At 40.4% G+C, this 22,968-nt stretch carries 19 protein-coding genes and 1 pseudogene; 7 read left to right on the top strand and 13 right to left on the bottom strand.

From position 1 onward, the window contains the following. The first annotated feature begins 428 nt into the window (after positions 1-428). The 3 genes from PI95_RS16525 to aroH all read left to right on the top strand — a co-directional run bounded on the left by PI95_RS16525 (position 429) and on the right by aroH (position 2,431). Positions 429-725 (top strand): hypothetical protein, encoded by a 297-nt coding sequence (locus PI95_RS16525; protein ID WP_039752509.1) that lies wholly within the window; start codon positions 429-431, stop codon positions 723-725. Positions 726-1,071: 346 nt separating this feature from the next. Further along, positions 1,072-1,893: a signal peptide peptidase SppA gene (sppA, locus tag PI95_RS16530; protein ID WP_039752507.1), complete on the top strand. Its 822-nt coding sequence runs from the start codon at positions 1,072-1,074 to the stop codon at positions 1,891-1,893. 178 nt (positions 1,894-2,071) lie between these two features. Continuing rightward, on the top strand, positions 2,072-2,431 hold the full coding sequence (gene aroH / locus PI95_RS16535) for a chorismate mutase (protein ID WP_201280486.1): 360 nt from the start codon (positions 2,072-2,074) through the stop codon (positions 2,429-2,431). A gap of 118 nt (positions 2,432-2,549) precedes the next feature. Here the strand turns inward: aroH and PI95_RS16540 are convergent, their stop codons facing one another. Next, positions 2,550-3,611, bottom strand: coding sequence for a PstS family phosphate ABC transporter substrate-binding protein (locus PI95_RS16540; RefSeq protein WP_039752506.1), 1,062 nt, complete (start codon positions 3,609-3,611; stop codon positions 2,550-2,552). Between the two features lie 248 nt (positions 3,612-3,859). Here PI95_RS16540 and PI95_RS16545 point away from each other — a divergent pair, with 248 nt between their 5' ends. Next, entirely contained in the window at positions 3,860-5,005 is a 1,146-nt protein-coding gene (locus tag PI95_RS16545; protein WP_039752505.1) for a serine/threonine-protein kinase, read from the top strand. 871 nt (positions 5,006-5,876) lie between these two features. Here the strand turns inward: PI95_RS16545 and crtR are convergent. Next, positions 5,877-6,770: a beta-carotene hydroxylase gene (gene crtR / locus PI95_RS16550; RefSeq protein WP_039752503.1), complete on the bottom strand. Its 894-nt coding sequence runs from the start codon at positions 6,768-6,770 to the stop codon at positions 5,877-5,879. Between the two features lie 381 nt (positions 6,771-7,151). Here crtR and pyk point away from each other — a divergent pair, with 381 nt between their 5' ends. Together pyk and PI95_RS16560 are read left to right on the top strand one after the other, a co-directional pair. Further along, the gene (gene pyk / locus PI95_RS16555; protein ID WP_039753895.1) at positions 7,152-8,921 is read left to right on the top strand and encodes a pyruvate kinase; all 1,770 of its coding nucleotides are present in this window, start codon (positions 7,152-7,154) and stop codon (positions 8,919-8,921) included. Positions 8,922-9,081: 160 nt separating this feature from the next. Further along, the gene (locus PI95_RS16560) at positions 9,082-9,330 is read left to right on the top strand and encodes a hypothetical protein (protein ID WP_163518950.1); all 249 of its coding nucleotides are present in this window, start codon (positions 9,082-9,084) and stop codon (positions 9,328-9,330) included. Here the strand turns inward: PI95_RS16560 and PI95_RS16565 are convergent. From PI95_RS16565 to rfbD, 4 genes and pseudogenes are all read right to left on the bottom strand, one after another. Next, positions 9,314-10,537, bottom strand: a complete 1,224-nt coding sequence (locus PI95_RS16565) for a glycosyltransferase family 4 protein (protein WP_039752502.1) — start codon at positions 10,535-10,537, stop codon at positions 9,314-9,316. The genes PI95_RS16560 and PI95_RS16565 overlap by 17 nt on opposite strands. Continuing rightward, positions 10,538-11,111 (bottom strand): annotated as a pseudogene (locus PI95_RS16570) (Uma2 family endonuclease). It lies immediately after the preceding gene. Between the two features lie 159 nt (positions 11,112-11,270). Beyond that, positions 11,271-12,347 (bottom strand): glucose-1-phosphate thymidylyltransferase, encoded by a 1,077-nt coding sequence (locus PI95_RS16575; protein ID WP_039752501.1) that lies wholly within the window; start codon positions 12,345-12,347, stop codon positions 11,271-11,273. Positions 12,348-12,486: 139 nt separating this feature from the next. Then, positions 12,487-13,374 carry a dTDP-4-dehydrorhamnose reductase gene (rfbD, locus tag PI95_RS16580; protein WP_039752500.1) on the bottom strand — a complete coding sequence of 296 codons (888 nt, stop codon included), beginning with the start codon at positions 13,372-13,374 and terminating at the stop codon, positions 12,487-12,489. Between the two features lie 390 nt (positions 13,375-13,764). Between rfbD and PI95_RS16585 the strand changes: the two genes are divergently transcribed. After that, entirely contained in the window at positions 13,765-15,219 is a 1,455-nt protein-coding gene (locus PI95_RS16585) for a CAP domain-containing protein (protein WP_163518951.1), read from the top strand. A gap of 114 nt (positions 15,220-15,333) precedes the next feature. Here PI95_RS16585 and rfbC read toward each other — a convergent pair whose 3' ends face one another. The 7 genes from rfbC to PI95_RS16620 all read right to left on the bottom strand — a co-directional run bounded on the left by rfbC (position 15,334) and on the right by PI95_RS16620 (position 22,300). Next, entirely contained in the window at positions 15,334-15,879 is a 546-nt protein-coding gene (gene rfbC, locus PI95_RS16590) for a dTDP-4-dehydrorhamnose 3,5-epimerase (protein ID WP_039752499.1), read from the bottom strand. 48 nt (positions 15,880-15,927) lie between these two features. After that, positions 15,928-17,001, bottom strand: a complete 1,074-nt coding sequence (locus PI95_RS16595; protein ID WP_039752498.1) for a glycosyltransferase family 4 protein — start codon at positions 16,999-17,001, stop codon at positions 15,928-15,930. Positions 17,002-17,040: 39 nt separating this feature from the next. After that, positions 17,041-17,277 (bottom strand): hypothetical protein, encoded by a 237-nt coding sequence (locus PI95_RS16600; RefSeq protein ID WP_039752497.1) that lies wholly within the window; start codon positions 17,275-17,277, stop codon positions 17,041-17,043. A gap of 55 nt (positions 17,278-17,332) precedes the next feature. Then, complete coding sequence (locus PI95_RS16605) at positions 17,333-19,444, bottom strand: methyltransferase domain-containing protein (protein ID WP_039752496.1); 2,112 nt, start codon at positions 19,442-19,444, stop codon at positions 17,333-17,335. 28 nt (positions 19,445-19,472) lie between these two features. After that, positions 19,473-20,669 carry a glycosyltransferase gene (locus PI95_RS16610; protein WP_039752495.1) on the bottom strand — a complete coding sequence of 399 codons (1,197 nt, stop codon included), beginning with the start codon at positions 20,667-20,669 and terminating at the stop codon, positions 19,473-19,475. A gap of 92 nt (positions 20,670-20,761) precedes the next feature. Continuing rightward, positions 20,762-21,511, bottom strand: a complete 750-nt coding sequence (locus PI95_RS16615) for an ABC transporter ATP-binding protein (protein ID WP_039752494.1) — start codon at positions 21,509-21,511, stop codon at positions 20,762-20,764. Next, positions 21,512-22,300 (bottom strand): ABC transporter permease, encoded by a 789-nt coding sequence (locus PI95_RS16620; RefSeq protein WP_039753893.1) that lies wholly within the window; start codon positions 22,298-22,300, stop codon positions 21,512-21,514. It lies immediately after the preceding gene. Positions 22,301-22,968 lie beyond the last annotated feature (668 nt).

The following is a 22,968-nucleotide window of genomic DNA, read 5'->3' on the forward strand; positions in this document are numbered from 1 at the left end:
GGACAAAAATGGACAGGCTTCATCTTGCAGGTTCGTTGGGCATCGCGGATCTTTAAAACAAGCCTGTCAATGAGTGAAAGAGTGTTTGTGAATCCCCTTGTCCCCTTGTCCCCTTGTCTCCCCACCTCCCCACCCAGGCGGAATATTAACTTAGCTTAAAGCTCCTCTCAGAATATTAAGCGTGTCTGAGGTTGCTTGGTAGTCTCTTAACTGCGGCAATCTTTGATGGAAAGCTTTATTTATCCAGGTTTTTAAGAATTTTAGGTATTAGAACTGCTCTTAGCATCTAGTAAAAGTGGTAGATAATTATTTTAATGAAAACTTAAGATTTTTGACATATTGTCTGTGGGAGGGCGATCGCACTTATTGTAGAAAGTGACATACAGGTATATAGCTCTTACCAATTCACTCACGGAGCCTGTCCGAAAATGACTATTTTTACTAACTTTCTCCGCTCGCTGCTGCTGACGATTATTTTTAGTTTTGTCGCTCCTTTGTTTTTAGTGGGCGTTTGTTTGTTTTCTCTATCGCTGATCGGTAACATTCCAGGTATACAAGATGTGAGTAGCGCGATCGCCACATCTATTATCCGTTTTCTTGCAACCTTTGGCAGCGGCACTCCCTTACGCGGAATATTTGTAATTTGTTTAACTTGTAGTTTCGTTGGTGCGCTATTTGACACTTATGTTTATTATCGGTGTCAAATTTTACGAAGCGATTCTTAAGTGCGGCAAACAGCATTATAGATTCGCTCGTAAATTGCATAACTTCTAAAAAATAGATAAAACAGAACTTGAAAAAGCTGCTAGTCCTTATCTAGAAAGGGATTGGTAAAAGTTAATTATTATTTAAATATTAATTTAAAAGTTATCACCTACCCAAAACGCACGATTTGGCTTAAAGGCTTGATGGGTAGGAGATAAGATAATAAATGAAGATACGCATAAATCACAAAAATTCAATTAAAATGCCGATAGCACTGCGGCTTGCTCGTTGTTTATATAGATTCATCGAGTCAGATTCGCGCAATGGCATTTTATATTAAGTTTATAACGAGGTTTTTGACTGCTCATGGTTTGGCCTTTTAAGTCCAAGTTTCGTAAACAAATTGCTCGGATTGAAATTACTGGAGCGATCGCCAGTGCTACTCGCAAACGTGTTTTAGAAGCCCTAAAAACTGTAGAGGAACGCAAGTTCCCCGCATTGCTGCTACGCATTGACAGTCCTGGCGGTACAGTCGGAGATTCTCAAGAAATCTACAGCGCTTTGAAGCGTTTGCGCGAAAAAATCAAAATTGTCGCTAGTTTTGGTAATATTTCCGCTTCTGGTGGTGTCTATATCGGCATGGGAGCCGAACACATCGTTGCTAACCCTGGTACAATTACGGGTAGCATCGGTGTAATTTTGCGTGGAAATAATATAGAACGCTTGCTGGAAAAAATCGGTGTTTCTTTTCAGGTAGTTAAATCTGGTCCCTACAAAGACATTTTGTCATTCGACCGAGAACTAACTGAACCAGAACAAAACATCCTGCAACAGCTAATTGACACAAGTTACCAACAGTTTGTGCAAGCAGTAGCCGAAGGGCGTTCTTTAGCAGAAGAAACTGTGAAAAGTTTCGCCGATGGTCGGATTTTTACCGGACAGCAAGCTTTAGAGTTGGGTGTTGTAGACCGACTGGGAACAGAAGAAGATGCGCGACGCTGGACAGCAGAACTGGTGGGTCTCGATCCAGAAAAAACGCTCACTTACACCTTAGAAGAACCTAAACCGTTATTGAGTCGCTTGCTACCAGGAAGCGCTCAGGTTTCGTCAGGACTAAAGGCTGGAATTGATTGGATGGAATTTGAAATGTCTACCAGCGGTCAGCCTTTGTGGTTGTATCGACCGTAAAGGGTATTTTGGATTTTAGATTTTGGATTTTAGATTGTTGTTAAATCCAAAATCCGTCTTGAAAAGCTTTGATGCCTTCGGCAACGCCAAGGGCGAACGGAGGTTTCCTCCGCTCAAAGTTTTCGCAAAATCCAAAATCGAAAATCGAAAAAAGGAGGAAATTGGCGTGGAGTGGCGAATGCGGGCTATTCGCGGAGCAACAACTGTTGCGTCCAATACCGTTGAGGCGATGCGTGAAGCGGTTATAGAACTGTTAGATGAACTGGAAAAACGAAATCACCTACATCCAACAGACATGATTAGTGTTACTTTCTCAGTGACACAGGATTTGGATGCTATTTTTCCGGCGGCGATCGCACGAACTCGTCCTTGTTGGGATAATGTGGCAATGTTAGATGTGCAGCAAATGCACGTTGAGGGTAGTTTGGAACGTTGCGTCCGTTTTCTAGTTCACGCCTACGTCCCACCCTCCGAACCAATTCACCATGTCTATTTACGTCACGCTGCTAACTTGCGCCCAGACTGGAATTCGCCCTAACTTCTCTAGTTAATTATAAACTTTTATTAAGCAAACGCTCCTAAACGTAGTAAGGACTTCAGTCCTTAAAATCGAAGTTATGAGCAGTAAACTGCTCACTACGGCTCACTACGACGAACTAGGGGATAAACCCAGCTTGAGCGATCGCCTTTTTTCCTTGGTCAGTCAGCAAAAGTCTAGTATAAGCTTCCCCAACTTTCTCTTCTCGACCCTTGTTTTTCTTAACAATCACAAATAATTTGCTCTTTATTGGATAACTATCGTTATTGAGAACTTCGGTGTTAACCTGATTGCGCTTTTGCGGACACTGATTTGAAGGTATCAACGGTTCACGATAAGGAGAAATTAGCTGTGTAGACACCCGACCTAAAGGTAAAGCCTTGACGGTACACTGAGGTACTACACTTCGCGCAGAACCGTAATATACAGCACCAGGAGTTTTACTGACTCGGCGTAGTGCTTCCGTGGTAGAATAGACATACTGAACATTAGAACCAAGCGCCTGTTTTAATGGCTTGTCAGAGAATAATACTGTGTCTGCGTTCTCTGGCTGCTGCGACAAAGGGATAATCGCCAAGTCTGGTCCATCTACTTGCTTGAAGTTAGTAATTTGCCCTGAATAAATTTGCTTTAACTGCTCAACGGTTAACCCTGGTAAATTAAGTGCTTGGTTAACTGCTACTGCTACTCCATCAGTAGCTATTTCGCGTTGCTCAAGTGTAAAACCTCGCTGTTTAGCGATCGCATACTCTTCGTCTGTTAGGGGACGGGAAGATTCAGCAAAATCTAATTTCCCATCAAGCAACATTTTAATACCTGCTCCGGAACCAGGGCTACCGTTAGGAGGGTCTACGTATTGCAGTTGTAGTTCCGGACGAGTGTTTTGAATATAAGAATCTACGAGTTGCCTAATCGGTGCCCAAGTCGTACTTCCACCGTATTTAAATGCTCCAATTGGCACATCAGTAACAGTTTGAAAGTTGGAATTAGCAGTACTAGAGGCAGTGTTTGCATCTTGACCAGAGGAAGAAAAAGTACCATTGTTGACCCACAAGCGCGGTCTTAGCCACAACCACAGTCCGCCAATTATTACAATTGTAATTAGTTCGCCAAATATCAGACCTCTGATCATTTGTTGGGCATCTTTGCTTAGTGGGATTTTTTTGCTAGTATTCTTCATTTTTTTCTTCCTGTAATTTAGTTAGTCATAAACAGGATGCAATGAGTACTGAATGTCAATTTCTGGTTCACCGATCAATTTACCTGCTTGACAAACAAAAGTGCAAAAGCTAGATACATTTTTTATGAAGTTTAAATACAACTGTAGATAATTTACGTAAAGCTTCTGACATAAAAACTATATATTAATTTTATAGATAAATTTATTTAAGTAAAATTACTTAATACAACCGTTAGGTAGATCGTAACATGTTAAGCCAGTTACTAAAACAACGTTACCAGGTTGTCCAAGTTTTAAGTCAAGGTATATTCTGTCGAACTTACATGGCTCAAGACACTAAGAAGCCCGAGCATCCCACCTGCATTGTTAAACATTTCTTACCTAGCAGTGAATGTGCCATCCCGGTAGAAATTCGTAGAAGGATATTTACTAGAGAAGCAGAGGCTCTAAAAAAACTGAACAATTATGATTTAGTTCCTCATCTTTTAACTCATTTTGAAGACAATCTTGAGTTTTACCTAGTGCAAGAATTTATTGAAGGGCATCCTTTAAACGCGGAATTTTTGCCTGGTAAACGTTGGTCGGAAAATAAAGTTTTTCAACTACTGCAAGAAGTTTTGGGTATCCTGAATTTTGTTCACAGCCAGGGCATGATTCACCGAGATATCAAGCCGAGTAATATTATTAGAAGAAAGCAAGATAATCGGTTAGTGTTGATTGATTTTGGTGCTGTCAAGCCAATCTGGAATCAATTGATTAGAGGTCAAGAAAACTTTATTCCTGTTGAATATTCTACGATCGCTATCGGCACTCCGGGCTACATGCCGCAGGAGCAACAGCGAGGCAAACCACGTCCCAATAGCGATATTTATGCTTTAGGCATAATTGCCATCCAAGCTTTAACAGGGGTACATCCAACACAATTACCAGAAGATCGCAATACAGGTGAGCTAATTTGGCAACACCTAACTCAGGTTAATCCTCAGCTTGCCTCGGTACTCAATAATATGGTGCATTATCACTTTAAAGATAGATATAAGTCGGCAAAAGAAGTATTAGAGGCACTTCTGCCACTTAAAAATTTATACACGCCACTGCATGAGTCAGATATTACTCTACTATCAGAAGACTTTACATTTGAACCTCAAATACCTTTATCCACAGACAACACTAACGAAGCTTTTGAATCGGAGGTATCAGCACAGCTTTTAAACAATTATACAAATGATACGACTATTTCTATTTTTCCTAGTAAATCTGCTTTACTGATGGGCTTATTAATCGGCGCGGTTTCTGGTTTAATTCTTATGGTCGTGAGCTATTGGTCTTTGCAGGTAATTGCTCCTGCTCAAGTGGAAAATTCCCAGCCTAAACCATCAGGGCTTTTTCATTAACCTTGGCGAATTATTAAACCCAATTTGTGTATACTTGGTTTTGTTGGCTTTGTGATTGATTCTGGTTTAATTGTGTACTATCTCTGTGAATCAAAAATGCCACAATTGCAACTACAAATAAGTTAACAACTAAAAGCCCAAGGGCACTCCACATCCAAATTTTCATAATTTTCATATGATTGTTACCAGTGCTTTCTTAAACAGCGTGAACTACTACGCCGACCTATAAAAAGAAGAGAAGCAAAGTATTTACCTGTGGGTCTTTTAGAGATAAGTAAGTGGGCGTAATTAAACATAAAATATACTATGTTCGTAGTGAGCGGTTTACCGCTCATAAGAGGATGTTTGGAAAGTCCTAAAATATACCAAAAACCCCGCTTCCATTCCTCTCCCCCACAGGGGGAGAGGCTTTGAAACCCCCCTTCCCTTGTAGGGAAGGGAGCCAGTGCGTTGGTGAGGCAGCGCGGTCTTGGGGAGCCAGCCCCGTGCGGAGGTTCCCTCCGTTGAGGGGACTGGCGTGGTTTCCCCCACTCGCTGTTGCCGAAAGGGTTCCCCGGCTTGAAGCATCTGGCGTGGGGATTCACAAACAATAGACAAAAATGGACAGGCTTGTTTTAAAGATCCGCGATGCCCAACGATACCCTCGGATGAAGCCTGTCCATTTTTGTCCAGGTTCATTCCAAGGGCAGGGGGGTTAGGTTTGGGAGGTTTTGATGTTAATAACAATACTTTTCAAACATCCTCTAACATTTTAAGGGATAGAGCCGCTTACTACTTAAAGTTTGAGAGATACTAAATAAACTGCTTACTCTTCTTGGATTTTAACTGGGATATTTAGTAGAGACGTTCCGGACGGAACGTCTCTACCCTATTATTCTACTTTGTTGTGATGAAAGCGAATACCTAAAAAGATGTCATAGACGAACTCGAAAAAGTCTTTCTTTTGTAACAGTCCGGAAGTTTGATGACAACCTTTTTCATCTAAAAGGGGTTTCATCATATAGTATGTGGGCTGGTAATTATACCAGGGAATAGAGGGCCACAAATGATGAATTAGGTGATAATTCTGCCCCATAATCATCATATTGAGAATTCGGTTGGGGTAAACTCTGGCATTTTTCCAGCGATCGCGCTCTTGATGAGGACGATGTGGCAGATAATCAAAAAATAATCCCAGTGTTAAACCAATTACCGCAGAAGGTATAAACCAAAAGTTGAGAATGTAACCCAAAAAGTGGTATTGAACTGAGATATAGAAAATTACCGCCACAAACAACCGACTGAGAAACCATTCTATCAGCTCATTTTTGCGCCACAGTTGCCGCTGAAAGAAAAATACCTCGTGGTATAAAAAGCGGACTGGAAGCAACCACAGCGGTCCCCCAGTAGAAACATAATGGTCTGGGTCGTTTTCTGGATCGTTCACATGAGCATGATGCTGCAAATGTACCCGCGTAAACACAGGAAAAGCAAAAACGAGCATCAATGCACTGACATGTCCCAAAATGGCATTAATTACCCGGTTCCGATGGGCAGACTGATGACAAGCATCGTGAATCACCGTGCCGGCTATATGCAAAGCGATCGTATTCACAGTAAAGCATAGCCAGTGCTGCCATTCCCACAGCCAGTAACCGAAGTTAGATAAAACAAGCATTGTCACTGCCGTTAGTAACATTAGCAGCGTGGGATTAAAATCACCCGGAGGCGCTAAAAATTCCTTCGGTGGGACTGTCAGTGGCTTTTGTGCCTCCGACGTTACCATTTTTAACTCCTTGTTAATCAAATTTTGTAGTTACTACGATACAAACTCATTAATAATAAAGTTTTGTGTAGCAAGATTTATCCCCATTTTAGGATATCTGTAGCTGAATAACGATATGATTCTGTGACGAACCCTTTAGGGAGATGGGGGGACAAGGGGACAAGGGGACAAGGGGACAAGGGGGATAAGAGGGATAAGGGGATAAGGAAAATTCCAAATTTAATACTCTCTCCCCCTGCCCCCCCAGTTTCCCCTGCCCCCCCTCCCCCACTCCTCCCCTCCTCCCCCACTTCCCTAACTGCTTGGATATAGCAGTGACTGAAAATAGATGGCGCTTAACTTAGTATGACTCCCAGGATAGATCGCGCTTATTCAGCTTATATGCAACTAAGAGATTCTCTACGCCGGACAAAAATTGTCGCTACGATTGGTCCTGCTACCAGCAGCCCAGAAATGCTCAAAGCTATTATTGAGGCTGGTGCAACGACACTGCGGCTAAACTTTTCCCACGGTAGTCATGCCGATCATCAACGTAATATTCGCTTAATTCGGCAAACTGCCTTTGAACTAAATCAGCCTGTGGGTATTCTCCAAGACTTGCAAGGACCAAAAATTCGTTTGGGTAAGTTTGAGAATGGATCTATAGTTGTGGCAAAAGGCGATCGCTTTACTTTGACAAATCGTCCGGTGATTGGCACGCAAGATATAAGCTGCGTTACCTACGATTATTTGGCAGAGGAAGTCCCCGTTGGCGCAAAAATCCTTCTTGACGATGGACGAGTGGAAATGGTCGTGGAGGAAATTAACCGCGAAAAAGGCGATTTGCATTGTCGCATCACGGTGGCTGGTAAACTTTCTAACAGCAAGGGTGTGAACTTTCCCGGAGTTTACCTTTCAATTAAAGCGATGACTGACAAAGATCGCGAGGATCTAATGTTCGGTCTAGACCAAGGCGTAGATTGGATAGCACTTTCCTTTGTCCGCAATCCGCAGGACATGATCGAAATTAAAGAGCTAATTTCTAGCACCGGTAAACAAGTGCCAGTAATTGCCAAAATTGAAAAGCACGAAGCGATCGAACAAATGGAAGCAGTTCTGGCTTTGTGTGATGGTGTGATGGTAGCTAGAGGCGACTTAGGCGTAGAATTACCCGCAGAAGATGTGCCTATCCTGCAAAAGCGGCTGATTGCCACGGCAAATCGCATGGGAATTCCCATCATCACCGCTACCCAGATGTTAGACAGTATGGTGAACAATCCCCGTCCAACTCGCGCCGAAGTGTCGGATGTGGCAAACGCGATTTTAGATGGCACGGATGCGGTGATGCTTTCTAATGAAACTGCGGTGGGAGAATACGCAGTGGAAGCTGTAGCAACTATGGCACGAATTGCCGAGCGTATTGAGCAGGAAGAAGCGCGAGAATCAAATAATCGTCTCTCTAGAGATACCAGGCGATCGATTCCTAACGCCATCAGTCAAGCGGTGGGGCAAATTGCCGAGCAACTCGGAGCGGCAGCAATTATGACTTTAACGCAAACCGGCGCAACAGCTCGCAATGTCTCCAAATTTCGTCCGCAAACACCGATTTTGGCTGTAACTCCTCACGTCAATGTGGCACGGCAATTACAGATGGTGTGGGGAGTAAAACCGCTGTTGGTGCTAGAATTGCCTTCCGCCGGTCAGACTTTTCAAGCTGCGATCAACGTTGCTCAAGAAAATCAGCTTTTGTTTGAAGGGGATTTGGTGGTAATGAGTGCCGGCACTCTCCAAGGAATTTCTGGCTCGACGGATTTGATTAAAGTTGAAGTCGTAACGGCAATATTAGGTCAAGGAATTGGACTCGGACAAGGTTCCGTCAGCGGTCGCGCACGAGTCGGTAACAGCGGGTTGGATGTGAGTAACTTTAATCACGGAGATATTTTGGTCGCCCCCCGCACAAGTGCTGATTTTGTTGATGCAATTAGAAAAGCTGCGGGTATTATTACTGAAGAGGAAAGTTTAACAAGTCACGCTGCGGTGATTGGCTTGCGTCTCGGCGTGCCGGTAATTGTTGGTGTGAAAAAAGCAACGCAAGTAATTCGCGATGGGGCGATTTTGACAATGGACATGCAACGCGGTTTAATTTACTCTGGGGCAGTGAGAACGTCTTAAGACTAGGGACTAGGGACTGGGGACTGGGGACAAGGGTTTTTGAAGAGGGGAAAAGGGGAAAGGGGAAAGGGGAGGCAGTGCGGTCTTGGGGTTTCACGCCAGTTCTCTCAAGTCGGCAGAGCCGCCCACGAGACTGGCTCCCCAAGTGGAGCATCTGCCTATGATTGGGAAAGAATTATTACCGATGACGGCAGGTGCAGATAGCGCGGCGGCAGTCGCTACAACGGGGCGGCAGTCGCTACAACGGGGGGAACCCCAACGCCAGATGCGTGACTGTCGGCAGAGCCGCCCAACGCACTGGCTCCGCAACGCGCTGCCGTATGTGTACCCGCGCAACGCACAGCCAAACCAATGCCCAATGCCCAATGCCCAATGCCCCATTCCCCATTCCCTTAAAGATATTTTTTGAGGACTTCGACGGTAGCAAGTCCGGTTTTTTGCCAGTTGAATTGATTTGCCCTAATGATGCTTTGGGCAGAAAGGCGATCGCGCAATTCTCTATCAGTAGCAATTGTTTGCATTGCCTCTGTAATTTCGCTGGTGTTGTAGGGATTAATCAAAATCGCTGCATCGCCGGCGACTTCTGGTAATGAGGAAAGATTCGAGGTGATGACGGGAGTACCGCAAGCCATTGCTTCTAAAACTGGGAAACCAAAGCCTTCCCAGAGACTGGGAAAGACGAGGGCGATCGCATTATTAATTATTTTCGGCAATTGATTGTAAGATACATAATCGAGGAATTTTACCCGATCGCTTATGTTCAGTTCTTCGGCAAGCGTAAGCAAAGCTGGGGTGTAACGCGCATCAGTTGATCCCGCTAACCAGAGTTCGTAGTCTTTGCAGTTAGGAATTGCAGCAAAAGCAGCAATTAGTCTATGCAGGTTCTTGTAAGGGTCGTGGCGTCCAATATAAAGATAATAGGGGCAATTTGACCTCTCTTCCATCCCCTCTCCTGCTGACCTCTCCCCCGTCCCCTCTCCTGCAAGGAGAGGGGAGAATTCCCCCCTTCCCTTATAGGGAAGGGAGCCAGCGCTGTGCGGAGGTTCCCTCCGTTGAGGCGACTGGCGTGGGGTTAGGGGGGTTAGGTCTTTGAGAGGATAATAATGATTACCATCATGTGCTAAGGGAATAGGCGTAATTTTGCTCGCGGGAATTTGACAAAACTTAATAATGTCGTTTGCTGTAGCCTGAGAATTGCAAATAACGTGTTGTGCTTGGGCAACGACTTGGGGAATATAGTAGCGATGATAAGGCAACAAAGGTGAAAAGCGTTTGGGAAAGCGCAACGGGATAAAGTCGTGAACCATCACAACAAATCGACTGTTAGAAAATAAAGGTGCTTCCGGCAGAGGAGAAAATAAAAGTTGAGATTTTAGCTTTTTAGAGATTTGTGGCAGTTCAAATTGTGTCCAAATTAAGCGGTTTAAATGCCCTTTTGTGCCTTGAGCCGGAGTAAGATTATCTGGTACTGGATAGCAATTAAATTCCGGATAATTTTGTGCCGTTAATAAAGTAGGGTTAATAGCTTTTAAATAGGGAAAAAGATTTGTGGCATAGTTACTTATACCTGTTGGTTTAGAAAAAACAATCGATAAGTTAACTAATATATTACTCATTTATTCAAACTTAACTCGTTCATAAATCTGACGGTGGGGAATTTGACACTTAACTGAAACTAAATTCAAAATTTGCTCCTCAGCATCAGATTCGGTGAGTAGCCAGTTACCCTCCGGGGTTTTGCTAAACTGCTCGATATGTACTTGATATTGGTCTATCAAAATATATTCTTTAAATTCGCTATCTTGTTCGGTAGAAAGTAAATTTATCCCCTCTATCGCGGCTACTTGTAGATTTAGATAAAACCTCAAAGATAATACAAGGATTAACTACAGTATCGGTGCGTCCTTCAAAAACAGGTTCGTCTTTGATAATTAAAATATCTGGGTAAGTGTATTCGCGATAGCGAGGAATCCACAAGCGTACATCATTTGCGTAAACCCCATAATCTTGCTCGCGCAGAACAAGGCTCAGAGCAATTACTAAATTTACAATAATTTGGTTATGATTAATTGAGCCGACTGTCATCGGAACAATTTCTCCATTACGGTATTCGTTGCGGTACTCGGTAGTTTCCTCAAGAGCGAAGTACTCCTCAATCGAGTAGTGACGGGGTGGGGTTTCTACAACCATAGCGATCGCCTGTAACTTTATAACTGAGTAAGATAATTTTAACTTAGCATTTTTAATAAAAATGTCAGCAAGTGTAGATTATTGCCGAAAATCAATTAACACGCCTTAACTAAAGGTTTGAATGCAATCTTGAATAAGAGTTAACTGTTAAAAAGTAAATTACGTAAGTTCAATGTGACAGTCATCTCCTATCATAAATCGCAAAGCTTTGGGGCGACGGGGTGCAATTGTTAACTGTGCGCGTTGCCCAATTACACTATCAATAATACGTTGATGAATACCGACTATTTTTGCATTTTCTAAAACAACGCTATGTTCTAAATCTGTCTCGATTAATGTCACATTGTCGGCGATGCTACTGTAAGGACCGATGAAGCAGTTTTCTAAATGACAATCAGTACCAATCACTACCGGACCGCGAATTGTGCAATTAATTATTCTAGACCTTTCACCGATTTGCACTCGTCCAATAATCTGACTTTCAGAGTCCACCATACCTAAAATTGATTTTGTCAGATAGGTGTCAAGAATCAGTCGATTAGCTTCTAACAAGTCATCTTTTTTGCCAGTGTCTAACCACCAGCCTTCAAGTTTACAGGCTACAACTTGCTTTTTCCGGTCAATTAAGCATTGAATAGCGTCGGTAATTTCTAGTTCACCTCTGGTGGAGGGTTGGATGGTGGCGATCGCCTCATGAATGATATGAGAAAAAAAATAAACTCCAACCAATGCCAAATTTGAAGGGGGAATTTTCGGTTTCTCAATCAATTGCAACACCCGTCCCGCGTCATCTACCTTTGCCACCCCAAAGGCGCTAGGATTGGCAACTGGACGCAGCAAAATCAACGCATCTTGGGTTTCTTGGATAAATTTTTTCAAAAAGTAACTCAAATCGCCTTGTTGAATCACGTTATCGCCCAAGTACATCACAAACGGGGAATCTCTTAAGAAGGGACGGGCGACTTGCACTGCATGAGCAAGTCCTGCTGGCTTATCTTGTAAGATGTAGGTGATGTTAGCTCCGAAACGTTCTCCATTTCCTGTTTTTGCCTGAACTTCTGCCCCTGTTTCCGGGCTGATGATGATGCCAATATCAGTAATACCAGCAGTTACCATTTCTTCGATGCCATACCACAAAATTGGTTTATTGGCAACTGGTACGAGTTGTTTTGCCCCGGTGTAGGTAAGGGGACGCAAGCGCGTACCTTTACCACCAGAGAGAATTAGTGCTTTCATAAGGGTTAGGAAAAGCGTGGTTAGGTAGAGACGTTCCGCCGGAACGTCTGTACGGGAGTTAGTAGTTTTTGTTCAACCAACAACTATCAACTATCAACTATCAACCAACAACTATCAACCAACAACTATCAACTAACAACTAACAACTAACAACTAACTCCTTTAACATTTTCCGAAGTCTTTGTCGCCAATGGGGGGGATAAGTTCCGAGAACTGCGGATATTTTCTCACAAGCAAGGACAGAATAGGCGGGACGACAAGCTGGTGTGGGATATTCGGGAGTGGTGATGGGGACAACTCGTTGGATTTTCAAAGGGAAGCCTAGTTCTTGGGCTTCTTCAAAGATAGCAACGGCGAAGTCGTACCAGCTAGCAACACCGCTGTTTGTGTAGTGATAAATGCCAGTAATTTTGGTGGTAATTCTATTTTTAATTAGAGAGGCGATCGCACCCGCTATATCTTTCGCCCAAGTGGGACTACCAATTTGATCGGCAACAACGCGGATTTCTTCTTTTTGGGCACCCAATCGCAGCATAGTTTTGACAAAGTTACTTTTGCCATATGTTCCATAAACCCAAGCAGTGCGAAGAATCAGGTAATCGTTGCAAGTATGGCGAATCGCTTCTTCTCCTGCAAGTTTAGTTTTACCATAGACACTCAAGGGATTAGTTGCGCTACTTTCTTGGTAGGGACTGTAACATAAGCCATCAAAGACGTAATCGGTGGAAATATGAATTAAAAAAGCTTTCAATTTTTGGCTTTCTTCAGCGAGAATCAGAGGTGCTGTTGCATTGATAATTTTTGCTAATTCTGGTTCGCTTTCGGCTTTGTCAACAGCGGTGTAAGCAGCAGCGTTGATGATGATTTGTGGTTGGTTTAAAGCAATGATGCTGCGGAGAATATCTGGTTGGGTAAGGTCTACGGTGGGGCGTGCAACTGTAATGATATTTCCGTCAGGGGTGAGAATTGTTTCTAGTTCTTTGCCCAGTTGACCATTATTGCCGATCAGCAAAATTGATTGACTCATTTTATTTTCCAGAGCTTTGAAGACTGATTTTTTATACCGTCAGATAAAATAACTCATAAATTATACTTATTAAAAAGCATACATTCAATCAGTATTTGCTAATAAGTGATTTTTTTGGGGATCGCTTACTCAGTCTAATTTTTGCGAAATTTTAGACTTTTAGATGATTTTAGGCGATCGCGCAACCATTAATACCGGGCTTGAGAATTTCTATCTAATGACAGATATAAGTTTTGGTGTAGTCACTCTGATACAATGCCTACGTGTGTTCCCAGAAAATTTAAGTGTGCTTATAACCCTAAAAGTTTTTCATTTTGGGGTTAGAAGTCCTATGGCATAGGGAATACTAACTCCAACAAAAAAGTAGACACTAATAAGTCAAACTTACCTATGCCCGTAAATTTATTCGACGCGAATTTTTATCGCGCCGCAAATTCTGATTTGCTCGGTTTGAATGATGCACAAGCATTATCACATTTTGAGAAATACGGTTTAGACCAAGGTCTTCGTTTTTCTCCAATTGTGGATCTAAACTTCTATCGTGCAAGCAATAGTGACTTGGCTAGCTTCAGCAACAAACAAGCATTTGAGCATCTAGAAAAATACGGTGTAGCTGAAGGACGCAGATTTTCACCGTTGTTCGATATCAATTTTTATGTTGCTGATAACCCTGATGTAGCTCAAGCTTATGGAGGAAGCAAAGAGGGTGCATTTAATCACTTTGAAACTTATGGATTGAATGAAGGACGCAAATTTTCACTTACGTTTGATGTCAATTACTATCAAAGTGCCAATTCTGACTTAGCTGCAACAACGCTAAGTAACAAAGAACTTTTAGACCATTTTGCACTTTCTGGTTCAATTGAGGGACGTGCATCATCAGAGACTTTCAATGCAAAGTTTTATCTGTCTAAGAATCCTGATTTAGCATATTTGAGCTACTCTCAAGCATTGCAACACTTCCTAACTAATGGTTTGTCTGAGAGTCGCATTGCTAGCGACTATATCAAGAGCGATCGCGCCGGTAATACGATGAATGACGCTCACAAAATAGCTATAGACCAAGAGCAAGTTACCTTTAGAGACTCTGTTGGCAATACTGACCCGATTGACTTTTATAGCTTCAATTTCGCGTCTCCAATCAGCAACTTTAAAATTTTGCTCAATGGTTTGACTGCAAATGCTGATGTGGAGCTACTCAATAGCGATGGGCAAGCAATAAGTCGTGGAAACTATGCTGATAATGCCAGTGAATTGTTAAATGTCAGCAATTTACAGGCTGGTACTTACTACATCCGGGTGTACCAAGCAGCCGAGGGCAGCGACACTAATTACAATTTGAGCCTGTCTGCGACGCCTGCCACACTTGAACCGGCTAAACCTACAATTACATCTACCTCTATTACAGTTGAGTCTCCCAAGGAGCCATCATCTGGCAATTATTTTATAAATCGCGTTTTGGAACTGACGAATGCTCAACGTTTGCAAGCTGGTTTACAGCCATTAACGTTGAATAGTAAGTTGAATAATTCTGCTCAAGCGCATAGTGAAGACATGGCACTTCATGACTTTTTTGACCATAAGGGTTCAAACGGATCTTCAATGGGCGATCGCGCTAAAGCAGCTGGCTATCAATTTTCTCGGCTTGGGGAAAATATTGCGGCAGGCTACGCTACACCTGAAGATGTTGTTCAAGGATGGCTCAACAGTCCAGGACATCGCGCCAATATTTTTAATCCCAGTTATCGAGAAGTTGGCATTGGTTACTATTACCTGGCGAATGATACGGGTAATGTCAATGAGCACTTCTACTGGACGCAAGATTTTGGTGTAATTTCTACCTAATGTCAAAATATTGAATTGATTAATCATGGCGATCGCACGCTTGACAGAAACATTGAACATGCGATCGCCATGTTCGCGATTTTGTTTAATGATGCTGCCGACGGTATGGAAATTTTATGGGAACAAATCGGCATCTTTGAACGCTTTCGCAGCTTGGTCTTTAGCTGATAAAATTGGTGGTGCAGTGAGATGCCAATCTATGGCTAAATCTGGATCGTTCCAAAGAATAGAGCGATCGCCTTGGGGATTATAGTAATTTGTAGTTTTGTAAAGTACTTCTGCAACTTCGGAAAGCACCAAGAAGCCGTGAGCAAAGCTTGGTGGTATCCAAAGTTGACACTTATTTTCAGCGCTCAGTTCACAACCCACCCATTGTCCAAAGGTGGGGGAACTTCTACGGATATCTACGGCTACATCGAAGATATTACCAACGACGGCGCGGACTAATTTACCTTGGGGTTGTACGATTTGGTAATGTAGCCCTCGCAAAACGTTTTGCTTGGAGTAGGAGTGATTGTCTTGGACAAATTTGACGTTGATACCTGTTTTATCTATAAATTTTTGGTGATTGTATGATTCCAAGAAGAAGCCGCGATTATCTGCAAAAACTTGCGGTTCGATTTGCAAAACTTCGGGAATTTCGCTAGGCACAATATTCATAAATTTTCGTGTGCCGTCATACTGTTGTCAAAATTTAACTTTTATATCTTACAGGTAGCGAGATAAAACTTGACTTGTGGCTTTTCCTGTTTTTTCCCAACTAAATTGTTGGGATTGAATGATGCCTTGGCTGGAAAAACGCGATCGCAATGCTGAATCAGTGGCAATTGTCTGCATTGCCTCTGTAATTTCCCCGATATTGTAAGGATTGATGAGAATCGCCGCATCACCAGCAACTTCTGGTAGAGAGGAGAGGTTGGAGGTAATTACTGGGGTGCCACAAGCCATTGCTTCCAAAACAGGGAAACCAAACCCTTCCCATAAACTGGGAAAGACGAGGGCGATCGCTTGATTGATGATCGTTGGTAATTCGTTGTCAGGAACGTAATCAAGGAATTTTACCTGATTAGTTAGACCTAATTCCTGAACTTGTGCTTGTAAAACTAAGATATAACGCTGATGTGTTGGTCCAGCTAGCCAAAGTTGGTAATCTTGACAATTAGGTAGTGCAGCGAAAGCAGCTATAAGTCGCTGTAAATTTTTATAAGAGTCTTGGCGTCCAATATAGAGAAAGTAGTTGCGGGTGGGTAGGTTAAGAAAACGAAAGTGGTTGCGATCGTGAGCCAGAGGGATCGGAGTAATTTTGCTGGCTGGAATTTGGTAAAAGTCAGTGATGTCCTTAGCAGTAGCGTGGGAGTTGCAAATAATATGTTGTGCTTGCTTAAGGACTTGGGGTATGTAGTAGCGAAAATAGGTAGTTAACCGGGAAAACCGTTTTCCAAACCGTAAAGGAATTAGATCGTGAGCAGTGACAATATAACGACAACCAGAAAATAAAGGTGCTTCAGGAAGCGGAGAAAAAAGTAGACTATATTGCAGTTGTTGGCAAATTCTAGGTAGTTGAAACTGAGTCCATAATAACCGCTGAAAATGTCCTTTTGTACCATCTTCAGGGGTTAGGTTAGGAGGAACGGCATAGCAAATGTAGTTATCGATAGCCTTTGGTGTCAATATCGTAGGGTTCAAACCCTGAAGATAAGGAATAATCTCAGTTGCATATCTAGCTATACCCGTATATTCGTTACTAATAAAAGATAGATTAAATACTACTGAATTATTCAATTTGTTCTTCTCAAGTCAACTTATTATATACAAAAGATATTATCTTTTTGCATTTTTACTATATCTATCCAAAACTTCAAAGTTAACAAACCCTGTTATTCTTACTCTAGTTTGTAAATTAGATTTGATGATTAACTTGAAAATTTGGTCTATAGTTTTATCGTGTCTTTCATTAGGATGAGTACCACCAATAAGAGCTAGGTAATATTGGCTAGGAAGATATTTTAGAGTATTGATAGCTATCTCGTAACCTTTGTATCCAGATACAAATGGCATTCTAACTTTTACACCTTAAAACAGAAATTTGACTTGCATTAATGACAGTATTGTTTTACTCAGGTTTACGCAAAACTAATAGATTCCGAGATGACCAACTCACAATATTTGCAAAATTGCTATTCTCATCTTCTGCACGGGCAACCTGGAACAAATAAGCTAGATCATAATCAAAAACATAACCATGCTCGATAAACTTTTTAACCCACCAATGCCACTTATGAATAGTAATGTGTCCAGAACATAGCTTTAAGCTGTTCTCCTGGGTAAACATTTCTCCCTTGTTCATTACGAAGTCTCTTTCTGCCTGAGCAGAAGTACAGATGATGTTAAATATAACTCCACCTGGACGCAAAAGTTTAAAAAGTCCCGCCATTAGTTGATCTAAGTCAGACTCGTAGATGTGTTCCCAGAAATCCCAAGCTGTGATTAAATCGAAAGGTGCTTGTCTATCCAAAGCTTCATTCGGTTTATTCACATCAGAGCAAATAATCCTATCTCGCACATCAGGATTAGCTCTCTTTACTGCCTTAGAGCTAATATCTACACCATAAGCATCCCAACCTCTTTGCACAGCTTTATGAACAAAGTCTCCAAATGAACAGCCTATATCAAGTAATTTTCGCCCCTGTTCTTTATCAAGAATGCCGTCTAAAATTTCTAGAACTAAATAAAAGCCTTCCCAAGTAGGTGCCGGTCCATAATAAATATTCCATGTACCATCAGGCATGATATATTCTAAGCCTGCACCATTATAATATTCCTCTGTGTAATGAGTAGCTGGGTCAAATACCGTACCTATTTCTAATTTTCGGGGACAAAGTTGTAACTTCTCTGTCTTTGGTTTGTCCTGGTTTTTCGCCCAGTACTGAGCCTCTAGTTCGCTTTCAAAATTAGACAATACATTTATCAAGGCATCAACCAGTATAATGACTAATAAATAACCTTCATTAGTAACAATATTCTTGGCTCTGCTTTTACTATATTTTTCTATACCTGGTAATTCTTCAAGGAACTGAAAAGTATTAGAGCCTTCGCTAATACGTGTCGCTAGGTAGCTAAAATGTTTTTCCGATTTACAAAAATAACTAAAACACTTTCCTACAGGACTAGCAAGTAGCTTTATTCTAAATTGATTTAGTAAATATAGTCTTGTATAAACCTTTTTACATAATTTCACATCTTCTGGCTGTAATTTTCCTACAAAGCCAACAAATCTACGATTAAAAAAATAATTAACTTCATCTTTATTTACTAATAGCTCTGACTCAATTAAATCAACTGCCTGAATTATCTCGTCTAAACAAAATCCATTATCTTGATAAAAATTCAGTGTTAACTTAGTTTTTTGCACAACATCCTTCAGATATGAATCTGTTTGATTGATAATCTGACCTATTAAATTTAAAATATCATTTGACAAATTATTATTATTTGTATAAAAATTTTCTGCTTGAGTCCTAATTGCAGAATAATTATTGGCTATTAAGGAAAAATTGACTACGCTAAAAGGACTTTTCTGCTGATTAATAATTTGGTTTCTTATTTCTTTATTGGCTAGTTCCGGAAAACTACGTAATGTTTGAATTAATCCATGTCCTCTAAAGTTTGTAACATATTTTAGCTCTAAATCAGTATCATAAATTTTGGCTACAGCTTCTACTGCTGCTCTAACAGGTGCATACAAGCAATCGTCAACGATAATTTTTGTTCCGGGTTTGGAAAGAGAAAGAGCTAACAATACATCATTTATGCAACCATGAAATGTATGATCTGCATCTATATGGATTAAATCAAAAATTCCTATGTCATCTTGAATATAGCTATTTTGTGTATCAATATTTATTAATTTGATTTCAGCATTGGAATGCGCTCGAAAAATTTCTTGAGCGAATTTAGAACTTGAAGGTAAATCAACTTCTGAGTCAATTCCGACAAATCTCTCCAAAGAATCGCCTGAACCAATCAGCATAGAAACGGCTGAATAACCACGCCTAACACCTATTTCTAAAATAGATTTCGGTTTCCAGCTATTGGCGTAAGAATAGTAAAAGTTATAATACTCAGATGTTGCAATACTTCTCTTTTCATCAAAAATCTTCCAGTCTTCTTCAACTATTACAGACTCAATAATTGAAAAGTCTTTGGTTAGTGTAAATTCAATCATAGATTCCTCAAAATAAAAAACTAGATGATTAATTAAACATTAAATTTTTATAAATTTCTATATGAATTGAGCTAATTTTATCCCAAGAATTTTCATTCACATAGGTGAACGCATTTTTAACAAGTTGTTCTTTAAGTTGTTCATCTTTATCCAAATTCAAAATTTGCCATGCTAGCTCCATTGAACATTCTGGTGTAATCATTGACATACAATCAACTTCCTGGTTAAGTTCATAAAAAGCTGGAATTTTGCTAGCAATAATCGGCTTACCAGAGTTCAAAGCCCAGGTTAATGCTCCAGAGGCTGATAATGTCGAAGACAAATAAGGAGCTAAACAGATATCTGTTGCAGCATGATACAAATCCAAAACTTCAAAGTCAACAAACCCTGTTATTCTTACTCTATTTTGTAGCTTACATTCTATTATTAAGTTAAAAATTCTGTCTATAGTTTTATCGTGTCTTTCATTAGGATGAGTACCACCGATAATAGCTAGGTAATATTGGCTAGGAAGATATTTTAGAGCATTTATAGCTATTTCATAACCTTTGTATCCAGATACAAAGCCAAATATTGATAGTAGCTTACAACCCTCGTCTAAATCTATCTTTGATTTACAGTCTTGACTATTTAATAATGAATATGTTGTATTGTAGCGTGTAGTAATTCCATGTTTTACTACTTTAATTGATTCGGGAGCAAATCCACTATTTATCAAAAGCAATCTTGATTTTTTAGTATGTACTAAAGCTGTAAAATTGCTATTGCTGCTATTAAAAAAAGGTGCTATTTTTGATTTCCATTTCCAAGTTTGTAGGGAGTTGGAAAGATTTCTACTAAGTTGACTTGAACCTTCTTTAAATGTTTTCAATATTGATTGCACAAAAATCGGATCTGTGTGAAAAGTTACAACGACTTTTTTTCTATGTTTCTTTAAATATATTAAAATATCATGAAAAATATCTATAGATTTATCAAACGGGTAAGAACCATGAAAAAAACCATGTTCGTGTTGGATATGAACTATATCAAAATCTTTAGCCATTCGGCAAAAATTGGCAAAGTGTTCTCTAATTTCATTGAAAGACAAGTATTCTAATGATGTTCTATTAATTGGATAAATCTCATTATTAATTCCTTGATTTTCTAGATTATTTATTAAGTTACTTGTATATGTTGCAATCCCACATACTTCTTGCCATGTAGTTAAATGTATTACTTTCATGTTGATTCCCAAGAATTATAATTAGTTAATGATAAGCAATTAAACAATTTTAACTGCTTTCAAGAATATACTTTGAATATCTTGTTTTCCATTCAAAATTTATCTTTCTGCGTAACGTGTTTTAAGTAATAATCAATCGTTTCATCAGCTTGACCTGAAAACATGATTTTTCCCTTATCTAACCAAATTGCTCGTTCACAAGATTGTTTAATAAAGTCCATGCCATGAGAAACCACTAAAACAGTAGCATTTTTATTCCAAAAGTTTTCAATCCTTTGCTGACATTTATTTTTAAAGCTTTCGTCACCTACTGATAAAACCTCATCTAAAATTAAGATATCTGGTTGAATATCTGTAGCGATCGCAAACCCCAATCGCGCTACCATACCCGAAGATAAACCTTTTACAGGCACTAGTGCATAATCCTGTAGTTCAGCAAATTCTAAAATTGACCCCACTCTTTCTCGCATTTCCATCCGAGAAAATCCCAGCAATACACCATAAAGCAGGATATTGTCCATTACTGAAATTTCTGTATCAAACCCTGCACCCAGTTCAATTAATGGTGCAATTTGTCCCCGCACGCGCACTGAACCACTTGTTGGTTGAAGAATCCGACAAATTACCTTCAATACTGTCGATTTGCCAGAGCCATTCGCCCCAATAATTCCTACTTTTTCACCTGATTCAACAACCAAATCAATGCTGTCTAATACCAGTTTTTTTGCTGGTTGGTGATATTTACCCTCGAAAACGGATAAAACTGTTTTTTTAAGATCGTAGGAAAACTCTTCTTGAGTCCTTCGCCACAGCGAAACGTTATCCAAGCGAATTACTTCCATCTATAGCAGATCCATAAACTTAGGGCGTAACGAATGAAAACATATTATTCCTAGTGACAACATAATCAGCCCACTTAGCAAAGATCCCCAAATCAAATTAAAATTGGGTAATGTTCCAGACAAAGCAATTTGACGTATGCTTTCAATAATTGGTGACAAAGGATTTACGTCTAAAAAAGGCTTTACTTGTTTTGGGACAATTGCTGCTGGATAAAATACAGGGGTACCAATTCCCAATATAAATACAACTAATTCATAAAAATAAGGCAAATCTCTAAAAAATACATATAATGCGCTCACCAAAAAACCGACACCCGTAGATACTAAAGCTAGCGAAAATAATGGCAGTAGTAGCGCGAGGACATTCACTATGCTCTTAGAATTAATGAAAGTCATTATTGCCAGTAAAGGTAAGACCCCAATTAAAAACTGAAATAAATTTGCTGCAATCATCGATACCGGAAAAATACTGACTGGTAGACGAATTTTATTCAATAATGCGCCATTGCCTACTACACTCGCCAAAGCCTGAGACGTGGATGCTGAGAAAAAATTAATTACTACCAGTCCCGTAAAGGCTGCCAAAACATAATTAAGTATCGAGTTACCATAATAGGATGCAAAAGCTGCTCCAAAAATCGCAGTGTACAACCCCGTCATAATCAACGGGTTCAATAATGACCAATACACTCCCAGGAAAGATCCACGATAACGTACCTTTAAATTTCGACTTACCAATACGTGCAACAATTCCCAATAGCGTCGTAATTGCTGCTGTTGCAATTTTATGTACTGCTGGAAACGCTTAATTAGGGTCTTAAACGATTTACTTGTTAACCAAATTATTCCGACTTGATAGCCAGTTAGCAACAAACCAACAGTGCCAATGATGATTCTGACATAACGTACTGAATTACCATTTACTGGGCTAAAATAGCCGGTTATACCGAGCATTAAAGCAATAGCAATTAGTCCCAGCCCGATCGCTAAAGGCAAATTACCTTTTTGTTTCTTAAATTGTGGTATTTTACGAAAAATGGCAATACCTGTATAACACAAAACTGCGTAGGCAAGTAGAGGTATTCCTAAGATGAAACCTATGAGTGGTATTAACATCTTGCTATTTGGATGAAATGGGTTTGGCAACAAAGTTTAACAATAATTCCTGCTTCCTCGCTTACTATCTATGGACTTAGTTTTTTTCAATGAAGCTTATATAGCTACCAAAGTTCCATTTTAATAAAGAGTCACCGAAAAGCTAGCTCAAAATCATCTTGGTGATTGTACCATAAATTGTTTGTAGCGCCATATTCCCGGTTGGGATCAAAATCGTCAAATTGTTGGTATCAATTTAGACTGCTATTGTGTTGTTTTTTGCAAGAAGAACGCGATCGCCATACAGTTAGTGTTGCTCCCCACATAACTACTCCTCCTGAGTCACGGATTCAGCTACACTG

This window comes from Hassallia byssoidea VB512170, assembly GCF_000817785.2.
GTDB classification, from domain to species: domain Bacteria; phylum Cyanobacteriota; class Cyanobacteriia; order Cyanobacteriales; family Nostocaceae; genus Hassallia; species Hassallia carrinoi.